Source organism: Leeia oryzae DSM 17879 (assembly GCF_000376945.1).
GTDB classification, from domain to species: Bacteria; Pseudomonadota; Gammaproteobacteria; order Burkholderiales; family Leeiaceae; genus Leeia; species Leeia oryzae.
In genome coordinates, this window is sequence record NZ_AQXU01000022.1 from 192,144 (window position 1) to 208,710 (window position 16,567).

The following is a 16,567-nucleotide window of genomic DNA, read 5'->3' on the forward strand; positions in this document are numbered from 1 at the left end:
AGAGCTATCCGGGTGCGGACTGGTTCCCGCCACCTTCAGGTGGGCGGCAGAGCATGCTGTGTGGTCTGGTTCCACATCCAGGCATCCCATGGGGGTGTCTCGCCTATTTCGTCACTCAGATAATCCACAAAAGCCCGCGCTTTGGCGGGCAAGTGCCGCCTGCTTGTGTACACCGCGTACAGGTTCAGGCTGGCCGTCGGGTAGGGGATCAGCAAGGGAACCAGCGCACCGCTTTTCAGCGCATCACCTACCGAGAAGGTTGGCTCCATGATAATGCCTTCCCCGCGAATGGCTGCCTGTTTTAGCAAGTCACCGTTATTGGTCATTAACGTACCGCTGACTTTTATCTCTTTGCGGTTTTCACCGGACCCAAACGACCAGACATCCGGATTGTGCCCGTTGGTATACACCAGGCAGTTGTGCTGTTGCAGCGCATCTGGTGTCGTTGGGGTGCCATGCGTTGCCAGATAGTCCGGAGATGCACACACGCACAAGTGAATGGTGGTAATGCGTCTGGCAATCAACGTGGGCGACAGCTGGTTGCTGATGCGCAAGGCCAGGTCGCAGCCTTCTTCGATCAGGTCGACTATCCGGTCTGCCAGCGAAACATCCAGTTTCAGGTTTGGATGTGTGGCCTGGAACCCGGAGATGAGCGGCGACAAATGCAAAATGCCAAACGTCACCGGGGCATTGATGCGCAGGGTGCCGGTCAATTGCCGTGTTTCGCAACGGATGCTGGATTCGGCTTCTTCTATATCGGCCAGTATCTGGTAGCAGCGTTCCAGATAGCTTCTGCCAGCCTCGGTCAGGCTCAGCCGCCGGGTGGTCCGCTGCAGTAATCGGGTGCCAAGGTGCTCTTCCAGCTCGGCCACCATCCGGGATGTCGCCGTGTTGGAGATATCCATCTGCTGTGCCGCTTTCACAAAACTGCCGGCTTCTACCACCCGTACAAACACACGCATAGATGCAAGCATATCCATGGCAGACCCTTTGCACATCGTCATGACGAGAATGAATCTTATTGTGCCATATATCGGGATAAATAATTCCGGTTTGCAATATTTATCCAAATATTCAAAACAATCATACTTCGTTCATCAAAGTTTGTCGGAATAACTTACCGGTAAACGCCAAACAACCCGCTAAAGGAACGAAAATGATTGATAACAAAACTGCCCCATACGCTGCTCTGGTTCTGCGCCTTGCCCTGGGTAGCATGTTTATTGCCCACGGTCTACTGAAGGTGATGGTCTTTACCTTGCCGGGTACGGCCCAGTTCTTTGCGACGGTCGGCTTCCCCGGCTGGCTGGCATACCCGACTGCTTTTGCAGAGCTTGCCGGTGGCGCCGCCTTGATTCTGGGCGTGTATCCGCGCCTGGTAGCCGCTGGCCTGATCCCGCTACTGATTGGCGCAAGCACGGTACATCTGGGGAATGGCTGGTCATTCACCAACCCGAATGGCGGCTGGGAATATCCGGTGTTTCTGGTCGCTGCGGCACTGACATTGGCCTTGCTGGGGGATGGTGCATTTGCGCTGAAAACCTTCACACGCAAAGGCTGAACCCGGAACATACATTGAACAGACATGCCCGGAACCAATCCCGGGCATGAACATCACGAAAAGAGAAACATCATGAACACCCGTTTGCCCACTTACTTTGTGTCTCACGGCTCTCCCATGCTGGCGCTAGGTGCTGGCAGATTCGGGAAAGCATGGCAAGATATCACCCAGGAAATCACGCCACCCAAGGCCATATTGATGGTGTCTGCGCACTGGGGCACGCTGGCACCGGTTGCCAGCGCGGCGGAAAAACCAGAAACCATTCACGACTTTGGCGGCTTCCCGCGTGCCCTGTTTGAAATTCAGTACCCGGTGCCAGGCGCACCGTGGCTGGCAGAGCGGGTGGCGGAACTATTACAGGCAGAAAACTGGCCCGTCACGATTCATCCGGATCGCGGTCTGGATCATGGTGCCTGGGTGCCCCTGCAGGAAATGTATCCCATGGGGGAGGTGCCGGTCACACAGTTGTCCATCCAGCCTCGGCAAGACCCTGAGTATCATTACCGTTTGGGGCAACTACTGGCGCCGCTGCGGGACGAAGGCGTGCTGATCATTTCTTCCGGCAGCATGACGCATAATCTCGGTGACATTGACTGGCATCTGGGGGAAGAAGACCCAAGCATCGCCCCCTGGGCTGAGGCTTTCCAAAGCTGGATGCACGAACGTCTGGATAACAAAGACATCCCGGCACTGATGGATTACCGTAAACAGGCGCCATACGCCGTGCATGCCCATCCATCTGATGAGCATTTGCTGCCCTTGTATGTCACGCTGGGGGCCGCGAGTGATGCACCCGCAACCCGCACCTTTGCCGGTGCCATGCTGGGTACACTGGCGATGGATGTGTACCGGTTTGGGTAATGGTGATACGAAACAGAACCCCTCAGCAAAACCGTGTTTTGTTGAGGGATCCGCATGAAGTCCCCGATACCTGTCAGACCGGCTATTCAAATATCTGATTCTTGGTGCTTTTCTCGGAATCTGTCCATTGCCTAATCATTAAAATTCGATTGCAAAAGATTCGTATGGTGCGAGTCTTGTCTTATTCTCCAGATCGTGACGAATGGTGTAGTTACTGATGATCCCTTTGCCTTTGATCGTGTTCAATTCACGCGGCAGGTTTAGCTCTATGGGCTGTGCACTGAAGCTGTTGACGACCAGCAAACGCTGCTCACCAAGGTGCCTGAGGTAGGCGAATATCTGCGGGTGATCTTCCAGCAAAGGCTGATAGTCCCCATAAGTGAGTAGCGCGGAAGTTTTGCGCAGCCGGATGAGTTGCTGGTAGTGGTAAAAGATGGAGTCAGGATCTGCCAGGGCGGCTTCTGCATTGATTTGCGGGTAGTTGGGGTTGAGCTTTAGCCAGGGAGTGCCGGTGGTAAAGCCTGCGTTGGCCTGGTGATTCCATTGCATCGGAGTACGTGCGTTGTCCCTGCCGTTGGCGTAAATGCCTTCCATCATCTCTTCGTGCGGTACGCCGGCGGCGATGCGTTCGTGATAGTGGTTGAGCGATTCGATGTCCTGATAGTCGTCAATGCTATCAAAGCGGACATTGGTCATGCCGATTTCTTCGCCCTGATAAATATAGGGCGTGCCTTTAAGGCAATGAAGTGCCGTTGCCAGCATCTTGGCGGAGGCTACACGGTATTTGCCCGGGTCACCATATTTGGAGACGGCACGTGGCAAGTCGTGATTGTTCCAGAACAGCGAGTTCCAGCCGCAGTCTGCCAGTTCTGTTTGCCATTTACCGATAATGCGCTTGAATTCGACCAGATCGAAGGGACGCGGTTTCCATTTGCCATGAACCGGGTCCCATGTCTGCGTGATGTGTTCGAACTGGAAGATCATCGATAGTTCTTTGCGGGCCGGGTCGGAGTACAGTTTGGCGATTTCGGGTGTGGCGCTCCAGGTTTCTCCGACGGTGAGCACGTTGCGTGACCCGAAGCTTGCCTGATGCATGTCTTGCAGCAGCGGGTGCAGGCGCGGGCCATTGGTGATTATTTTTTGGTCTACCTGTTTGCCGATCAGGTCGATCACGTCCATGCGGAAGCCACCAATGCCTTTGTCGAGCCACCAGTTCATCATCTGGTGTACTTCTTGCTGTACGGCCGGATTTTCCCAGTTAAGGTCTGGCTGGCGTTTTGAAAACAGGTGATAGTAGTACGCCTCGGTTGTCGGGTCCCATTCCCATGCACTACCGCCAAAGAAGGAACGCTGGTCATCCGGTGGAGACCCGTCTGCCAGGGGGGCGCGCCAGATATAGTAGTCCCGGTACGGGTTGTCTCTGGATGATCTGGCGGCGATGAACCAAGGGTGTTCGTCAGACGTATGGTTGACGACCAGATCCATCAGGATGCGGATGTTGCGTTTGGCGGCTTCTGAGATCAAGGTTTCCATGTCAGCCAGCGTACCAAACTCGCTGGCGATGTCTTGATAGTCTGAAATATCGTAGCCGTTGTCATCCATGGGGGATTTGTAGACGGGCGACAGCCAGATCAGGTCGATACCGAGTTTTTGCAGGTAATCGAGCTTGTGGATGATGCCGGTCAGATCGCCAATGCCATCGCCATTGGCATCGCAAAAGCTGCGCGGGTAGATTTGGTATACCACGCTGTTGTGCCACCACTGCGTGTTTGTATCCGGATAAGTTTGGTCAGGCATGACGAAGTGACTCCATGTTTGAACGTGTGCTGATGGTGCGCTGCCCGGGTTAATGGTGCATTACAGTTTTCGGCTTGCCGGTTCATGTTTGAAACAGGTCCGCTGGTCTGGTTTTGCGTACCCCTCTCTCTCCTGTTTGTCTTTTCCATTATTTCGATTGTTAACGCTTGGGCTGATTTTCGTCATTAGGGGTTAACAGGCGAGCGTTTTGATGTTGATGCCGGACAAGGTGCAGGCCTTGCCGTGCCGGATGGCCCTGCTTTTTGCCGGGTCATCACGACAAAACATCAAGATTGCATGTACATGGAGAGAGAGAATGAATGTGAAGTTGGTTTGTGTTGCATTAGTCGGGTTGTACTCTTGCGCGGCGTTTGCCGAAGTGTCGATCAGCGGCAAGATTTCTGGTGCCTATGCATGGCGCCAGAGTGTGGATGCCCCTTCACAATACGGAGTGAAAGATGCCGGTTCTGAAATCGACTTTTCGGGCAGCGAAGACCTTGGTAATGGCATGACGGCCATCTGGCGGATGAATAACAATATTCACGTGGCGGCTTCTCCGCTGGGGACGACACCTGCCGGTGATACGTTTGCATCCGGCGATACCTGGCTGGGATTATCGGGGCCGGCAGGGACCATCAAGCTAGGGCATGGCATCAATGCGTATGGTGATGGGTATTGGAACGGTAACTTTTATGATCTGGGGGACCATGGCCCAGACAAAGGGGTGGGTGGCGTCATCGGCAAGGGGGATGCAGGTGGTCAGAAGGGGGCCATCAAGTATGAAACGCCTGTTTGGGGGCATGTCAGCGGGGCTGTCAGCTATGCATTTGCCGAGCGTGCCGGGGCCGGTAATGGCAATGCCTGGGCTGCCAGTGCAAACTGGGAGGATACGGCGTTTGGGGTGCATGTCGGCTACACCCGTCAGGCGCTGGTGGACAGCAACCAGAATGATGCCGGGCACGTGGCAGACTGGCTGCTGGCCGGCAAGTTCATGCCGATTGCGGGGCTGACCCTGAGTGTCGAAGATAACCATTCCCGATTGTCTGCCAATGCACTGACTGGCTCGGTGCTGTCGTTTGCCGTGCCGTCAGGCAATGCAGCCCAAAACAGTGTGTCATTAAGGGCGGAATACAAGCCGCAGCGTCTGGCCCTGCGTGCCGGTTATATCCATACCAGCAACTACCGGTATGACCCGGGCGTGAAGCGTGACGAATATCTGCTCGGTGTGGGATACAGTTTGTCCAAACGCAGCAGCATGTTTGCCGAATACCTCCACAGCAAGGTCAGTAGTGATGCCCGTGCCAGTAAAGGGCTGGAGTTTGGTTTGCGGATCAACTTTTAAAGCAGGAAGTGCTTCTGATATTGGCTGCTGACGTGTTGGCAGAGCAAGTGGGGAATGGACGGCAGATGTCCATTCCCCGCCTGTGCTGGTGCAATCAGGAGCGCAATGAGTGGTTTTTTGCCTGTTGACCCCTTTGAAATATGCGGTTCACACAGGCGTGGTGATATCTGTGGCCAAGTCAGAGGTAATGATGGAATATCCCGCATACTTGCTGCTCATGTGGCGGCGGCTGGCAGAGTAGGGGGCGCAACCGGTATGATCTGCCATCAACTATAATGATGCTACATATAAAAAAATGACGCCATGTACGTCAATACAAAGGAGAGACACAGACGTGGAGGAGAAACATCGTATTCTGATTCTGGATGATGATCCGGATGTGCGAGAGTGGCTGCAAGGTGTGTTTGAATCGGCCGGTTTTGCAGTGTCTGCCGTGGAGGATAGCAAAGCGATGCAGGAGCGGCTGAATGCGGCTCCTCATTCTTTGGCGGTGGTTGATCTTAAGCTCAAGGGTGAGGATGGCCTGGCGGTTGCACGCATGCTGCGAAAGGGCTCTCCGATACCGATCATCATGATCAGTGGCCAGGGTGACGAGACAGACAGGGTGCTCGGGCTGGAGCTGGCGGCGGATGACTTCATCAATAAGCCTTTTTCTGCACGCGAGTTGCTGGCCCGGGTACGTGCCCAACTGCGCCGAACAACGGAATTGTCGATTCCCCGCCCGGCAGCCATGGCCGGTAGCGGCCCGCGTTTTAGTTTTGATGACTGGGTGCTGGACATGGGCACCAGAACCCTGACGCGTGGCGAGGGAGAGCCCTGTATTCTGACGCAGGGAGAATTTGCTTTGCTGGCGGCCATGGTACAGCATCCTTCCCGCATCTGGTCGCGAGACCAGCTGTTGGAGCAAACCCGCGGTTTTGATGCCGATGTATACGACCGAACCATTGATGTGCTGATCCTGCGTTTGCGCCGCAAGATCGAACCAAACCCGCAGCAACCTTCTTATATTCGTACCGAGCGCGGCATGGGGTACGTTTTCTCTGCTCCGGTTACCCGGCTGTGACACGCCTGCCGCGCCTGTTCTATTTGCCCGGTCTGGCCAGTGTACGCGGCCGGCTGATCGCGACTTTTCTGCTGCTGTTCTGCATTACGCTGGGGGTGGTGGCCGTTGGCGTGCTGGGTTTGCGAGCCAACCAGAAGGCGCTGGACGAGTATGAGGCGTATGTGATTCCGGAAATTGCCCGCGTGCTTGAGCTGTCGGAAAAAGTGGCGCGGTTGGCGGCAGTAGAACCCGGAATGACATTAACCGAAAACTCGGCCTTGTTGCATGATGATACGGCATTGCTAAAGGGCCTGCTGGGCGATATCCGCCGCTTGTCACTGGACCTGACCGGCAAGGGAGGCGAACGTCTGGCCATTTCTGAAGAGCTGGATGGTATCGACACGGATCTGACCCGCTTTCTGGTGTTGTCCGGCAAGCAGCGCCAGCTCAGAATCAAGTTGGGTGAGATGGGACGAACGGTGGACCGGATTGGCGGTAGCATCTACCGGCATCGTGCTGAAATTGCGCAAACGGCGCCGACGCTGCTGAACATCTGGGTGAATACGACGCTAGGGCTGCAGGCGGCCGAGCACGCGGCGCTGGGGATGGCAGAGAGTGATAACGAGGCACTCTGGTTGCAGGTGATGGTCAGAGGAGAACAATTGCGCCAGCCGCAATTGGCGGATGCACTCCGGCAGCTTGATGAAGGGCCGCGCAATGTGTTTGACCTGAGAAGGGATTATCTGGCGACCGAGGATCAGATCAGCTATCTGGTGGCGCTGATGCGCAGCCATGCCGAGCACCTGAGCAGTAACGCCACCCGATATGTGGAAGAATTGCGCAGCGTGGCACGGCAACGCCGAGACGCCATGCGCAAGGTGGCGCTTTCCAGCCAGTCCGGCTTATGGGTTCTGGCAATGGCGGGCGTGCTGCTGGCCGTGGCGGGCATTATTTATGTCGGACGGGTGTTGCAAAAAATCCAGTCGATGACGCGCATCATGGCGCGGCTTGCTTCGGGTGATACATCACACCGGATTCCGTCGACCGACCGCCCGGATGAAATAGGCGAGCTAGCACGTGCGTTTGAGGTGTTTCGCAGTAATCTACTGGAAAAGCAGCGATTGGCTCAAGGGTTGGAGGCGCAGCGCCGGCAGCAGGAAACCGTGTTCAATTCGATGAATGACGGGGTCTCTGTGCATGATGCGCAGGGGGGGCTTGTGACGTGGAACCCGACCTTTGTCAAATTACTGGGTTTACCGGCGTCTGCCTTGTATGTTGGCATGACGCTGGCTGAACTGCGCAGGGCGGTGCCGGAGCCCGTGCGTTGGCGTGCAGTATCCCGACAGACGGCGACCCGCATTGCTGGCGGTGGTACGCGCATTGCCAGTTCTGCCGAGCTGCATTTGGCGGATCAGCGCATTCTGGAGTTTCATAGCCAGGCTTTGCCCGGCGGCGGCTGGGTAGCGGTGTCCCGTGACCTGACCAGCCGCCGGGCGGTGGAGGCTGAGCTGCGCCAAGCCCAGAAAATGGATGTGCTGGGTCAGCTTACCGGTGGTGTGGCGCATGACTTCAATAATTTTCTGGTGGCGATTCTGGGGAATCTGGAGCTGCTGCAACCCCGGCTGAATGACCATCCGGAACTGCAGGTCATGGCCGAGCGCGCGCGCAGGGCGGCGGAGCGCGCCAGCAGGCTGACCCGGCGGTTGCTGGCGTTTGCCAGACGCCAGCCATTGCAGGCCGAGAATATTTCGGTGCCAGAGATGCTGGCCGAGATGCTGGATTTGATCGAGTACGCTGCCGGTGCCAATATCGAGGTTGTACTTGCGCCTTGTGATGTGGCCCTGTGGGTTCATGTTGACCGGGGGCAACTGGAAAACGCCATACTCAATCTGTCTCTCAACAGTGCAGCCGCAATGCCAAATGGCGGGAGGCTGCTGCTGGCGGCAGAGGCTGTTGTGGCGCCTGCGTGCCTGCCCGAGGTTGCACAGGCGGTTGTCCTGCGGGTAAGCGATAGCGGGACCGGGATTCCGCCCATGCTGATCGACAAGGTGATGGAGCCATTCTTTACCACCAAAGCGCCTGGCGAGGGTAGCGGGCTTGGTCTTAGCAGTGTCTATGGTTTTGTACGCCAGAGCGGTGGCGACATGCAGATTCATAGCGTCTTGGGGCAGGGGACCCAGGTAGAGTTATGGCTGCCGGCTGTTAATCGGCCTGTCGTACCGACTGCGTTACCCCAGACGCCGCTGCTATTGCCAGCCAAGCAGGGCCGCGTGCTGGTGGTGGAGGATGACGCAGAGGTGCGTGAGACCACATTGAGCCAGCTAGTAGCGCTGGGCATGGTGGCCGATGCGGTTGACAGTAGTGTTGCTGCGCTTGACTGGCTGACCACAAATGGTCCGGTGGACCTGATATTGTCGGATATTTCGCTGGGCGCAGGCGGGAATGGTATTGCGCTGTCCGCCGAGATCCGTCGCCGTTGGCCTGGGCAGCGTATCGTACTGACCTCCGGTTTGCCGCAAGAGGTACACCAGCGTCATCCTGACTGGTGTGCAGACCTGCCTTTTCTGGCCAAGCCGTTCGATCTGGCTGCGCTGGCCACCTTGTTCAACTGAATGCCTCCGATGATTGTCGGTCAAATATTTCAAATGTTAATCCAGCCCCGGGTTTTCGAAATTACCAGTTAACTCGTCTGCAGTGTAATGAAGTTGCCTGATTAGACAATTTCAACCGTTCGTGCCGGTCGCGCCCCCGGGTGCACCTGCGTTAGCGAGACAAGAGGAGAAACAAGGTATGAAGATCAAGACTGGTATCCTGGCGGTGATCGCCACCCTGGCAGCAGGACACGCTTCAGCAGCGGTGCTGAGACTGGAATGCGGTGCACCCGGCCCCGGACAAGACGTCTGCATGACCTCGGCCAAGGAATGGGCTAAGAAAACCGGTAACGAGATTCAGTTTGTCGCGACACCCAATGACTCGAACGAACAGCTGGCACTCTTGCAGCAATTGCTGGGCAGCGGCTCGGACAAAATTGATGTCTTGCAGATTGACGTAGTCTGGCCCGGTATTCTGGCCAATCAGTTGCTGGATCTGAAAGGCTATAGCAAAGGGGCCGAAAAGCAGCATTTTGCCAGCATCATTGCCAATGACACCGTGGGTGGCAAGCTGGTGGCAATGCCTTGGTATATTGATACCGGTATGATGTATTACCGCAAGGACCTGCTGGAAAAATATAACCAGAAACCCCCTGTCACCTGGGATGAAATGACCGCAACGGCCAAGAAAATCCAGGATGCGGAGCGTGCGGCCGGTAATGACAAGCTTTGGGGTTTTGTGTGGCAGGGCCGTGCTTATGAAGGCCTGACCTGTGATGCCTTGGAGTGGTTGAGCAGCTTTAATGCGGGCACCATCGTAGACCCGTCGGGCAAAATCTCGGTTAATAATGCCAATGCAGCCAAGGCACTGGATACCGCTGCCAAGTGGGTAGGGAGCATTTCACCCAAGGCTGTGCTGAACTTTGCCGAAGAAGAGGCGCGCGGCGTGTTCCAGTCTGGCAATGCCGTGTTCATGCGCAATTGGCCTTATGCCTGGTCGGTCATGAGCCAGGATGGCAGCGTGGTCAAGGGCAAGATTGGCGTGATGATGCTGCCAAAAGGCGGTGCCGCCGGCCGTCATGCTGCCACACTGGGCGGCTGGCAACTGGCTGTTTCCCGTTATTCTAAAAATCCGGCACTGGCGGCCGATCTGGTCATGTACCTGACCAGTGCGCAGGTGCAAAAATTCCGTGCCATCAAGGGGTCGTTTAACCCTACCATGCCTGCCCTGTATCAGGATAAGGACATCATCAAGGCCAGTCCGTTCATGGCCGAACTTTACCCCACCTTTGCCAGCGCAGTACCGCGTCCTTCTACCGTGACGGCGACCAAGTACAACCAGGTCAGCAATCAGTTCTGGAATGCGGTTCACGATGTGCTCTCTGGCAATGCCAAGCCGACTGACGCCTTGGCGCAGCTGGACGGGTCGCTCAAGCGGCTATCGGCAAACGGCACCTGGAAATAATTCCCTGTTGAACTGAGCGCTGGCCATCTGTGATGGCTAGCGCTGTGGAGAACTCATATGTCAAGCGAATCCCTCTCTCTGGACGGGCGCGCTAGCCAGCGGCCGTCCGTAGCGGTCAGACGCGCGTCCCCGCTGGCGCAGCAGCGCCGTCGGCAAGCCTGGTTGCTGGTGCTACCTGCCATGCTGATGCTGGTGGTGATTGCAGGCTGGCCACTGCTCAGGACTGTCTGGTTCAGTCTGACCAGTGCGCAATTGTCGGACCTGACACAACACCCGTTTGTCGGGCTGGACAATTACATTGGCGAAAACGGTGTACTGCGTGATGGTGAATGGTGGCATGCAGTGGGCAATACGCTGATCTTTGCCGTTATTTCCGTGTCGCTGGAAACTGTCCTGGGACTGGGAGTCGCGCTCTTGCTCAATACACCTTCACGGGTACGTAGCCTGCTGCGTGCGGCTGTGTTGGTGCCATGGGCCATCCCGACCATTGTATCTGCCAAGATCTGGAGCTGGATGCTGAACGACCAGTACGGGGTAATCAATGCCATCTTGCTGCATCTGGGCGTGATCGATCATCCGCTGGCGTTCATTGCCGATCCGGATCTGGCTTTTCCGACCATTATCCTGGTGGATGTCTGGAAAACCACACCTTTCATGGCCTTGCTGATGCTGGCGGCCTTACAGATGGTGCCTTCTGACTGTTATGAGGCGGCCCGGCTGGATGGTGTGCCACGCTGGCGGGTATTCCGGCATATTACGCTGCCGCTGATTCTGCCAGGCGTGCTGGTGGCCATGGTGTTCCGCATGCTGGATGCGCTGCGCGTTTTTGACCTGATCTACGTGATGACGTCAAACAGCCGACTGACCAAGAGCATGTCCATCTACGTACGCGAACAACTGGTCGATTTCCAGCAGGTGGGTTTTGGATCAGCCTCTGCCATTGTGCTTTTCCTGCTGATTTCGACTTTCACCATCGCGTACATGGTGTTTACGCGTCGTCGCATGCAAGGAGTGTGAGATGAAAAAACTGACTCTAGGTACCTTGCTGTATTACGTGCTGGTCTCGATTGTACTGGTGGCCTGTCTGTTCCCCTTCCTGTACACGATCGGCTCTTCGCTCAAGCGCGGCAACGAACTTTTTGCCACTTCGCTGTGGCCCGCACATCCGTCATTGAGCAATTATGCAACGCTGTTTCATGACCAGCCGTTTGGTGCATATCTGCTGAATTCGGTACTGGTTTCCGGTGGGGCTGTCGTGTTGTCGCTGCTGGTCTCTGTGCTGGCGGCCTATGCCTTGGGCCGTGTGAGTTTCCGCGGCCGTGGGGTACTGATGATGTGCATTCTTGGCGTATCGATGTTCCCGCAGGTGGCCATTTTGTCCGGCCTGTTTGAGCTGGTGCGCTGGCTGGGCCTGTACGACCGTCTGGGTGCGCTGGTGTTGACTGACCTGATATTTACGCTGCCATTCACCATCTGGGTGCTGGTCACCTTCATGCGTGAATTGCCCAAAGAGCTGGAAGAAGCCGCATTGATGGACGGTGTTGGCGTCTTTACGCTGATCTTCCGCATCTTCATGCCGCTGTTGTTACCGGCGCTGGCCGCGACATCGCTGCTGGCATTTATCGGTGCATGGAACGAATTCCTTTTTGCCCTCACGTTCACGATCTCTCCAGAACAGCGGACAGTACCGGTGGCCATGTCCATGATCGCCGGTGCGTCCAGTTTTGAATTGCCTTGGGGCACCATCATGGCCGCCTCGGTCATTGTGACGGTTCCGTTAATCTTGCTGGTGCTTGCTTGCCAGCGCCAAATCGTTTCCGGCCTGACGGCTGGCGCAGTCAAAGGATGAATATTATGGATAAGCAGCAAAATGAATGGTGGCGCGGTGCGCTGATTTATCAGGTGTATCCGCGCAGTTTTCAGGATACCAATGGCGACGGGATTGGCGATTTACCCGGTATCACCGGGCGGCTGGAGCATATCGCCCGTTTGGGGGCTGAGGCTGTTTGGATTTCTCCGTTTTTCAAGAGCCCGATGGCTGATTTCGGGTACGACGTATCCGATTATCGCAGTGTTGACCCGATGTTTGGTGATCTGGCCGACTTTGATGCGCTGGTGGCGCGTGCCCATGCACTGGGTTTGAAAGTGCTGATTGATCTGGTCTTAAGCCATACATCCGACCAGCACGCCTGGTTTCAGGAGAGCCGCGCCAGCCGCGATAACCCGCGCAGTGACTGGTATGTGTGGGCTGATGCCCAAGCGGATGGGAGTCCACCTAACAACTGGCTGAGCGTGTTTGGCGGTTCATCCTGGCAATGGGATACCCGGCGCCTGCAATATTATCTGCACAATTTTCTGGCCAGCCAGCCTGACCTGAACTTTCACAATAAAGACGTGCAGGATGCATTGCTGGATGTCGCACGGTTCTGGCTAGACCGTGGCGTAGACGGCTTTCGTCTGGATGCGATCAATTTCGGTACCCATGACCCTGAGTTGCGCAATAACCCGCCACTGCCAAGAGAAATGGAAAGCCCGGGCGCGCCACGCAGCAACCCGTATACCTACCAGCGCCACCTGTATGACAAGACCCAACCTCAGAATCTGGTGTTTCTGGCCCGTTTGCGGGAGTTGATCAATCAGTATCCGGGCGCCATGACGGTTGGGGAAATCGGTGATGACCTGCAGTACCCAACGCTGGCAGCTTATACCCGCGGTGACCAGCACCTGCATATGGCCTATGTGTTTACGCTGCTGACCGAGGAATGTAGTGCACCTTACCTGCACCGCGTCATGACCGATTTTCTGGCAGAAGCAGGAGATGCCTACGCCTGCTGGTCGCTCGGCAACCATGATGTACCGCGTGTGGTGAGTCGCTGGGAACAGCTTGGCGGATCGACAGAAGAACGGGCACGTTTGCTGTTGGCCTTCCTGCTGGCCTTACCAGGTGCCGTATGCCTGTATCAGGGAGAGGAATTGGCGCTACCAGAGGCTGACGTACCGTTCGAATTACTGCAGGACCCTTATGGAAAAGTCATGTGGCCAGAATATAAAGGACGCGATGGCTGCCGAACACCCATGGCATGGGATGCCAGTACCAATGGCGGTTTCAGTGAGGGAGACCCCTGGTTACCAGTCGCGGCAGAGCATATCGAACGGGCCGTGGCCAACCAGGAAATGCAGGCCGGCTCGACCCTGGCATTTTACAGGCATCTGATCGAATGGCGGCGTGCTTACCCGGCACTGCGCTTTGGCGGATTACGCTTGCTACCGGCACACGAGCAGGTTTTTGCATTTGAACGTGAGTATCAGGGCGAGCGCATCCTGTGTGCATTCAACTTTTCTGATCGTCCTGCCCGTTACGAGCTGCCTTATGATCTGAACCTGGAAACGCTCAGCCAGACCAGTTTCCAGTCTCATGCTGGTCACAGTGTGGTTGGGCTACCCCCATTGCAGGCATGCTTTGCCCGCATCAAGGAAGGAGTATAAACATGTGTGCGATCCAGTTATCCGGTATCCAGAAAGGATTTGGCAGTACATCGGTGCTTTCAGGAGTAGACCTGAGCATCGAGCAGGGGGAGTTTTGCGTTTTCATTGGACCATCGGGTTGTGGAAAATCAACCTTGCTACGCATCATTGCAGGCCTGGAAGACCCAAGTGAAGGGGATATCCGTATCGATGGCGTCCGCGTCAATCATCTGGAGCCGGCCAAGCGGGATGTGGCCATGGTCTTCCAGAGCTATGCCCTCTATCCACACATGACAGTGAAGCAAAACCTGGAATTTGGCCTGAAACATCAGAAACTGCTAACGGCCGAAATCGACAAACGGGTGGCTGCCGCCGCAGAAACACTGCACCTGACACCACTGCTGGAACGCAAGCCTGGCGCGCTCTCTGGTGGTCAGCGCCAGCGAGTGGCGATTGGTCGTGCGATTGTGCGCAAGCCCAAAGTTTTTTTGTTTGACGAACCGTTGTCCAACCTGGATGCCACCCTACGGGTGAAGACCCGGGTAGAGATCGCCAAGCTGCACCGCGCGCTCAACACCACCAGCATGATCTACGTGACCCATGATCAGGTAGAAGCGATGACGCTGGCCGATAAGATCGTCCTTTTACGTCCGCTTGCCGGACAGGAGCACATGGTCAGTATCGCCCAGGTTGGAACGCCACTTGAGCTTTATCACCATCCTGCCAACCGGTTTGTCGCCAGTTTTATCGGTTCACCTTCGATGAATTTTATTGCAGGAGAGGTGGCGGCGCTGGCCAGTGATGGCATCGTCACGGCAGTGGCTGAACACCAGATCAATGCTGCTGTCGCCCCTGGGGCACTGAAGGCAGGGGACAAGGTCACGCTAGGGATTCGTCCCGAGCATATCGAGCTTGGCAGCGGTTCGCTCACGGGGAACGTGGCCCATGTAGAGTATTTGGGCGAGCATGCCTATGTGTACCTGGAAACTGAACTCTCCCGTCAGCCGCTTGTTGCCAAGAGCGCGCACCAGGACATTGAGATTGGCTCGCTGCTACGCTTCAACCTTCCCGCCACCAGCCTGCATCTGTTTGATGGTAATGATGTGGCACTGCCAAGGTTATTGGGGAGTGTACGCCAGGCAGCCTGACCAACGGATGTGCTTGCCAGAAAACCGGCCCGCCTCAAAGTCGGGCTGGTTTTTCGGATATTTCACTGCTGATAATCATGCAGGGCATGGGTATCTAAAGAGAGAGGGGATTTGGTAAAGATGCGGCTGACGCGCCCGGATTCATCAGGGGCGCTTTCTGCTATCCCCAAACCCCAAGGCTGAACTTTGCGGGGTTCATCACAGGCTGTCTAGCACGAAGAGGCCGGGTTCTCCGGCGAGCAGGCACTGCCGGTAATCTGGTCCAGCAAGCGCTTTAGCTCGGTAATTTCTTCTAGCGTAATCCCGAAGTGTTCAAACATCTGTGCCGGGATCGGTTTGGCTTTTTCTTTCAGGTTGCGGCCGGTACTGGTCAACAAGATGCGAACTTCGCGTTCGTTCTCTGCCCGGCGCTGGCGGATGATAAACCCGGAGTGCTCCAGGCGTTTCAGCAGCGGGGTAAGGGTGCCGGAATCCAGCGCCAGCTTCTCGCCAATCTGCTTGACGGTAATATCGTCTTTCTCCCACAGCACCAGCATCACCAGATATTGCGGGTAGGTCAGGTCCAGACCCGCCAGCAGGGGCTGGTACGTACGTGTCATTGCCCGAGACGCCGCATAGAGGCGAAAGCACAGCTGGGCATCCAGTTTTAACAGATCATCAGGGTTCATGAATGGCTTGCAATAAAGGGCAAGCGTCCATTTTACGGATGCTTGCCCCAGGCTGGCAACCCGGGTTGCCACATTAAAGAATCAGCTTGAACCGGCAATGTGCTTAGATGACTTCAATCTTGACATCGACATTGCCACGGGTAGCGTGAGAGTAAGGGCAAATATCCTGATGAGCCCGGTCTGCCAGGGCTTGGGCCACGGATTTTTCCAGGCCTGGCAAAGACACCGTCAGTGCGGCCGTAATGCCAAAACCACCCGCTGCACGCGGACCAACGCCAACCGTGGCGGTGACAGAAGAAGCGGTGATGGCGATTTTCTGTTCTCTGGCCACAAAGCGGATGGCTGATTCAAAACACGCGGCATAACCAGCGGCAAACAGTTGTTCCGGATTGGTGGCTTCTCCGCCTGGCCCGCCCAATGCTTTTGGCAAGGCCAATGCAACGTCCAGTTTGCCATCATCTGCAACAACCCGGCCTTCACGGCCACCGGTTGCGGTTACGTTTGCGGTGTAAAGTGTCTGAATGCTCATGGTCAATATCCTGTCTGTGTAAGTGAGTGAGGCTAACGGTTTGCCCGAAGTCGCGGTTGCGATGGATGAAATATATCAAACAATTAAATTGTACACAA

At 56.0% G+C, this 16,567-nt stretch carries 14 protein-coding genes; 10 read left to right on the forward strand and 4 right to left on the reverse strand.

The features are described from left to right. Positions 1–35 precede the first annotated feature (35 nt). Positions 36–980, reverse strand: coding sequence for a LysR family transcriptional regulator (locus F552_RS0109630; protein ID WP_033375235.1), 945 nt, complete (start codon positions 978–980; stop codon positions 36–38). A 176-nt stretch (positions 981–1,156) separates the two neighbouring features. Between F552_RS0109630 and F552_RS0109635 the strand changes: the two genes are divergently transcribed. Both F552_RS0109635 and F552_RS0109640 read left to right on the forward strand, forming a co-directional pair. Next, the gene (locus F552_RS0109635; protein ID WP_018151532.1) at positions 1,157–1,561 is read left to right on the forward strand and encodes a DoxX family protein; all 405 of its coding nucleotides are present in this window, start codon (positions 1,157–1,159) and stop codon (positions 1,559–1,561) included. A gap of 72 nt (positions 1,562–1,633) precedes the next feature. Then, a complete protein-coding gene (locus F552_RS0109640; protein ID WP_018151533.1) occupies positions 1,634–2,422 on the forward strand; it encodes a DODA-type extradiol aromatic ring-opening family dioxygenase in 789 nt (262 codons plus the stop codon). Between the two features lie 138 nt (positions 2,423–2,560). Here the strand turns inward: F552_RS0109640 and F552_RS0109645 are convergent, their stop codons facing one another. Then, entirely contained in the window at positions 2,561–4,219 is a 1,659-nt protein-coding gene (locus F552_RS0109645; RefSeq protein WP_018151534.1) for a glycoside hydrolase family 13 protein, read from the reverse strand. 316 nt (positions 4,220–4,535) lie between these two features. Between F552_RS0109645 and F552_RS0109655 the strand changes: the two genes are divergently transcribed. The 8 genes from F552_RS0109655 (at position 4,536) to F552_RS0109695 (ending at position 15,272) form a co-directional block, all read left to right on the forward strand. Further along, positions 4,536–5,561, forward strand: a complete 1,026-nt coding sequence (locus F552_RS0109655) for a porin (RefSeq protein ID WP_026182574.1) — start codon at positions 4,536–4,538, stop codon at positions 5,559–5,561. 334 nt (positions 5,562–5,895) lie between these two features. Then, on the forward strand, positions 5,896–6,624 hold the full coding sequence (locus F552_RS0109665; RefSeq protein WP_018151537.1) for a winged helix-turn-helix domain-containing protein: 729 nt from the start codon (positions 5,896–5,898) through the stop codon (positions 6,622–6,624). Further along, positions 6,621–9,215 carry a PAS-domain containing protein gene (locus F552_RS0109670; RefSeq protein WP_018151538.1) on the forward strand — a complete coding sequence of 865 codons (2,595 nt, stop codon included), beginning with the start codon at positions 6,621–6,623 and terminating at the stop codon, positions 9,213–9,215. Before F552_RS0109665 ends, F552_RS0109670 begins: the two co-directional genes overlap by 4 nt. A 178-nt stretch (positions 9,216–9,393) precedes the next feature. Further along, positions 9,394–10,659 (forward strand): ABC transporter substrate-binding protein, encoded by a 1,266-nt coding sequence (locus F552_RS0109675; RefSeq protein WP_018151539.1) that lies wholly within the window; start codon positions 9,394–9,396, stop codon positions 10,657–10,659. A 57-nt stretch (positions 10,660–10,716) separates the two neighbouring features. After that, on the forward strand, positions 10,717–11,676 hold the full coding sequence (locus tag F552_RS0109680) for a carbohydrate ABC transporter permease (RefSeq protein ID WP_018151540.1): 960 nt from the start codon (positions 10,717–10,719) through the stop codon (positions 11,674–11,676). 1 nt (position 11,677) lies between these two features. Beyond that, on the forward strand, positions 11,678–12,508 hold the full coding sequence (locus F552_RS0109685) for a carbohydrate ABC transporter permease (protein ID WP_018151541.1): 831 nt from the start codon (positions 11,678–11,680) through the stop codon (positions 12,506–12,508). Between the two features lie 5 nt (positions 12,509–12,513). Further along, entirely contained in the window at positions 12,514–14,145 is a 1,632-nt protein-coding gene (locus F552_RS0109690) for an alpha-glucosidase family protein (RefSeq protein WP_018151542.1), read from the forward strand. 2 nt (positions 14,146–14,147) lie between these two features. Beyond that, entirely contained in the window at positions 14,148–15,272 is a 1,125-nt protein-coding gene (locus F552_RS0109695; RefSeq protein ID WP_018151543.1) for an ABC transporter ATP-binding protein, read from the forward strand. 209 nt (positions 15,273–15,481) lie between these two features. Here F552_RS0109695 and F552_RS0109700 read toward each other — a convergent pair whose 3' ends face one another. Both F552_RS0109700 and F552_RS0109705 read right to left on the reverse strand, forming a co-directional pair. Further along, positions 15,482–15,940, reverse strand: a complete 459-nt coding sequence (locus F552_RS0109700; RefSeq protein WP_018151544.1) for a MarR family winged helix-turn-helix transcriptional regulator — start codon at positions 15,938–15,940, stop codon at positions 15,482–15,484. 103 nt (positions 15,941–16,043) lie between these two features. Next, the gene (locus tag F552_RS0109705; RefSeq protein ID WP_018151545.1) at positions 16,044–16,469 is read right to left on the reverse strand and encodes an organic hydroperoxide resistance protein; all 426 of its coding nucleotides are present in this window, start codon (positions 16,467–16,469) and stop codon (positions 16,044–16,046) included. Positions 16,470–16,567: the final 98 nt, after the last annotated feature.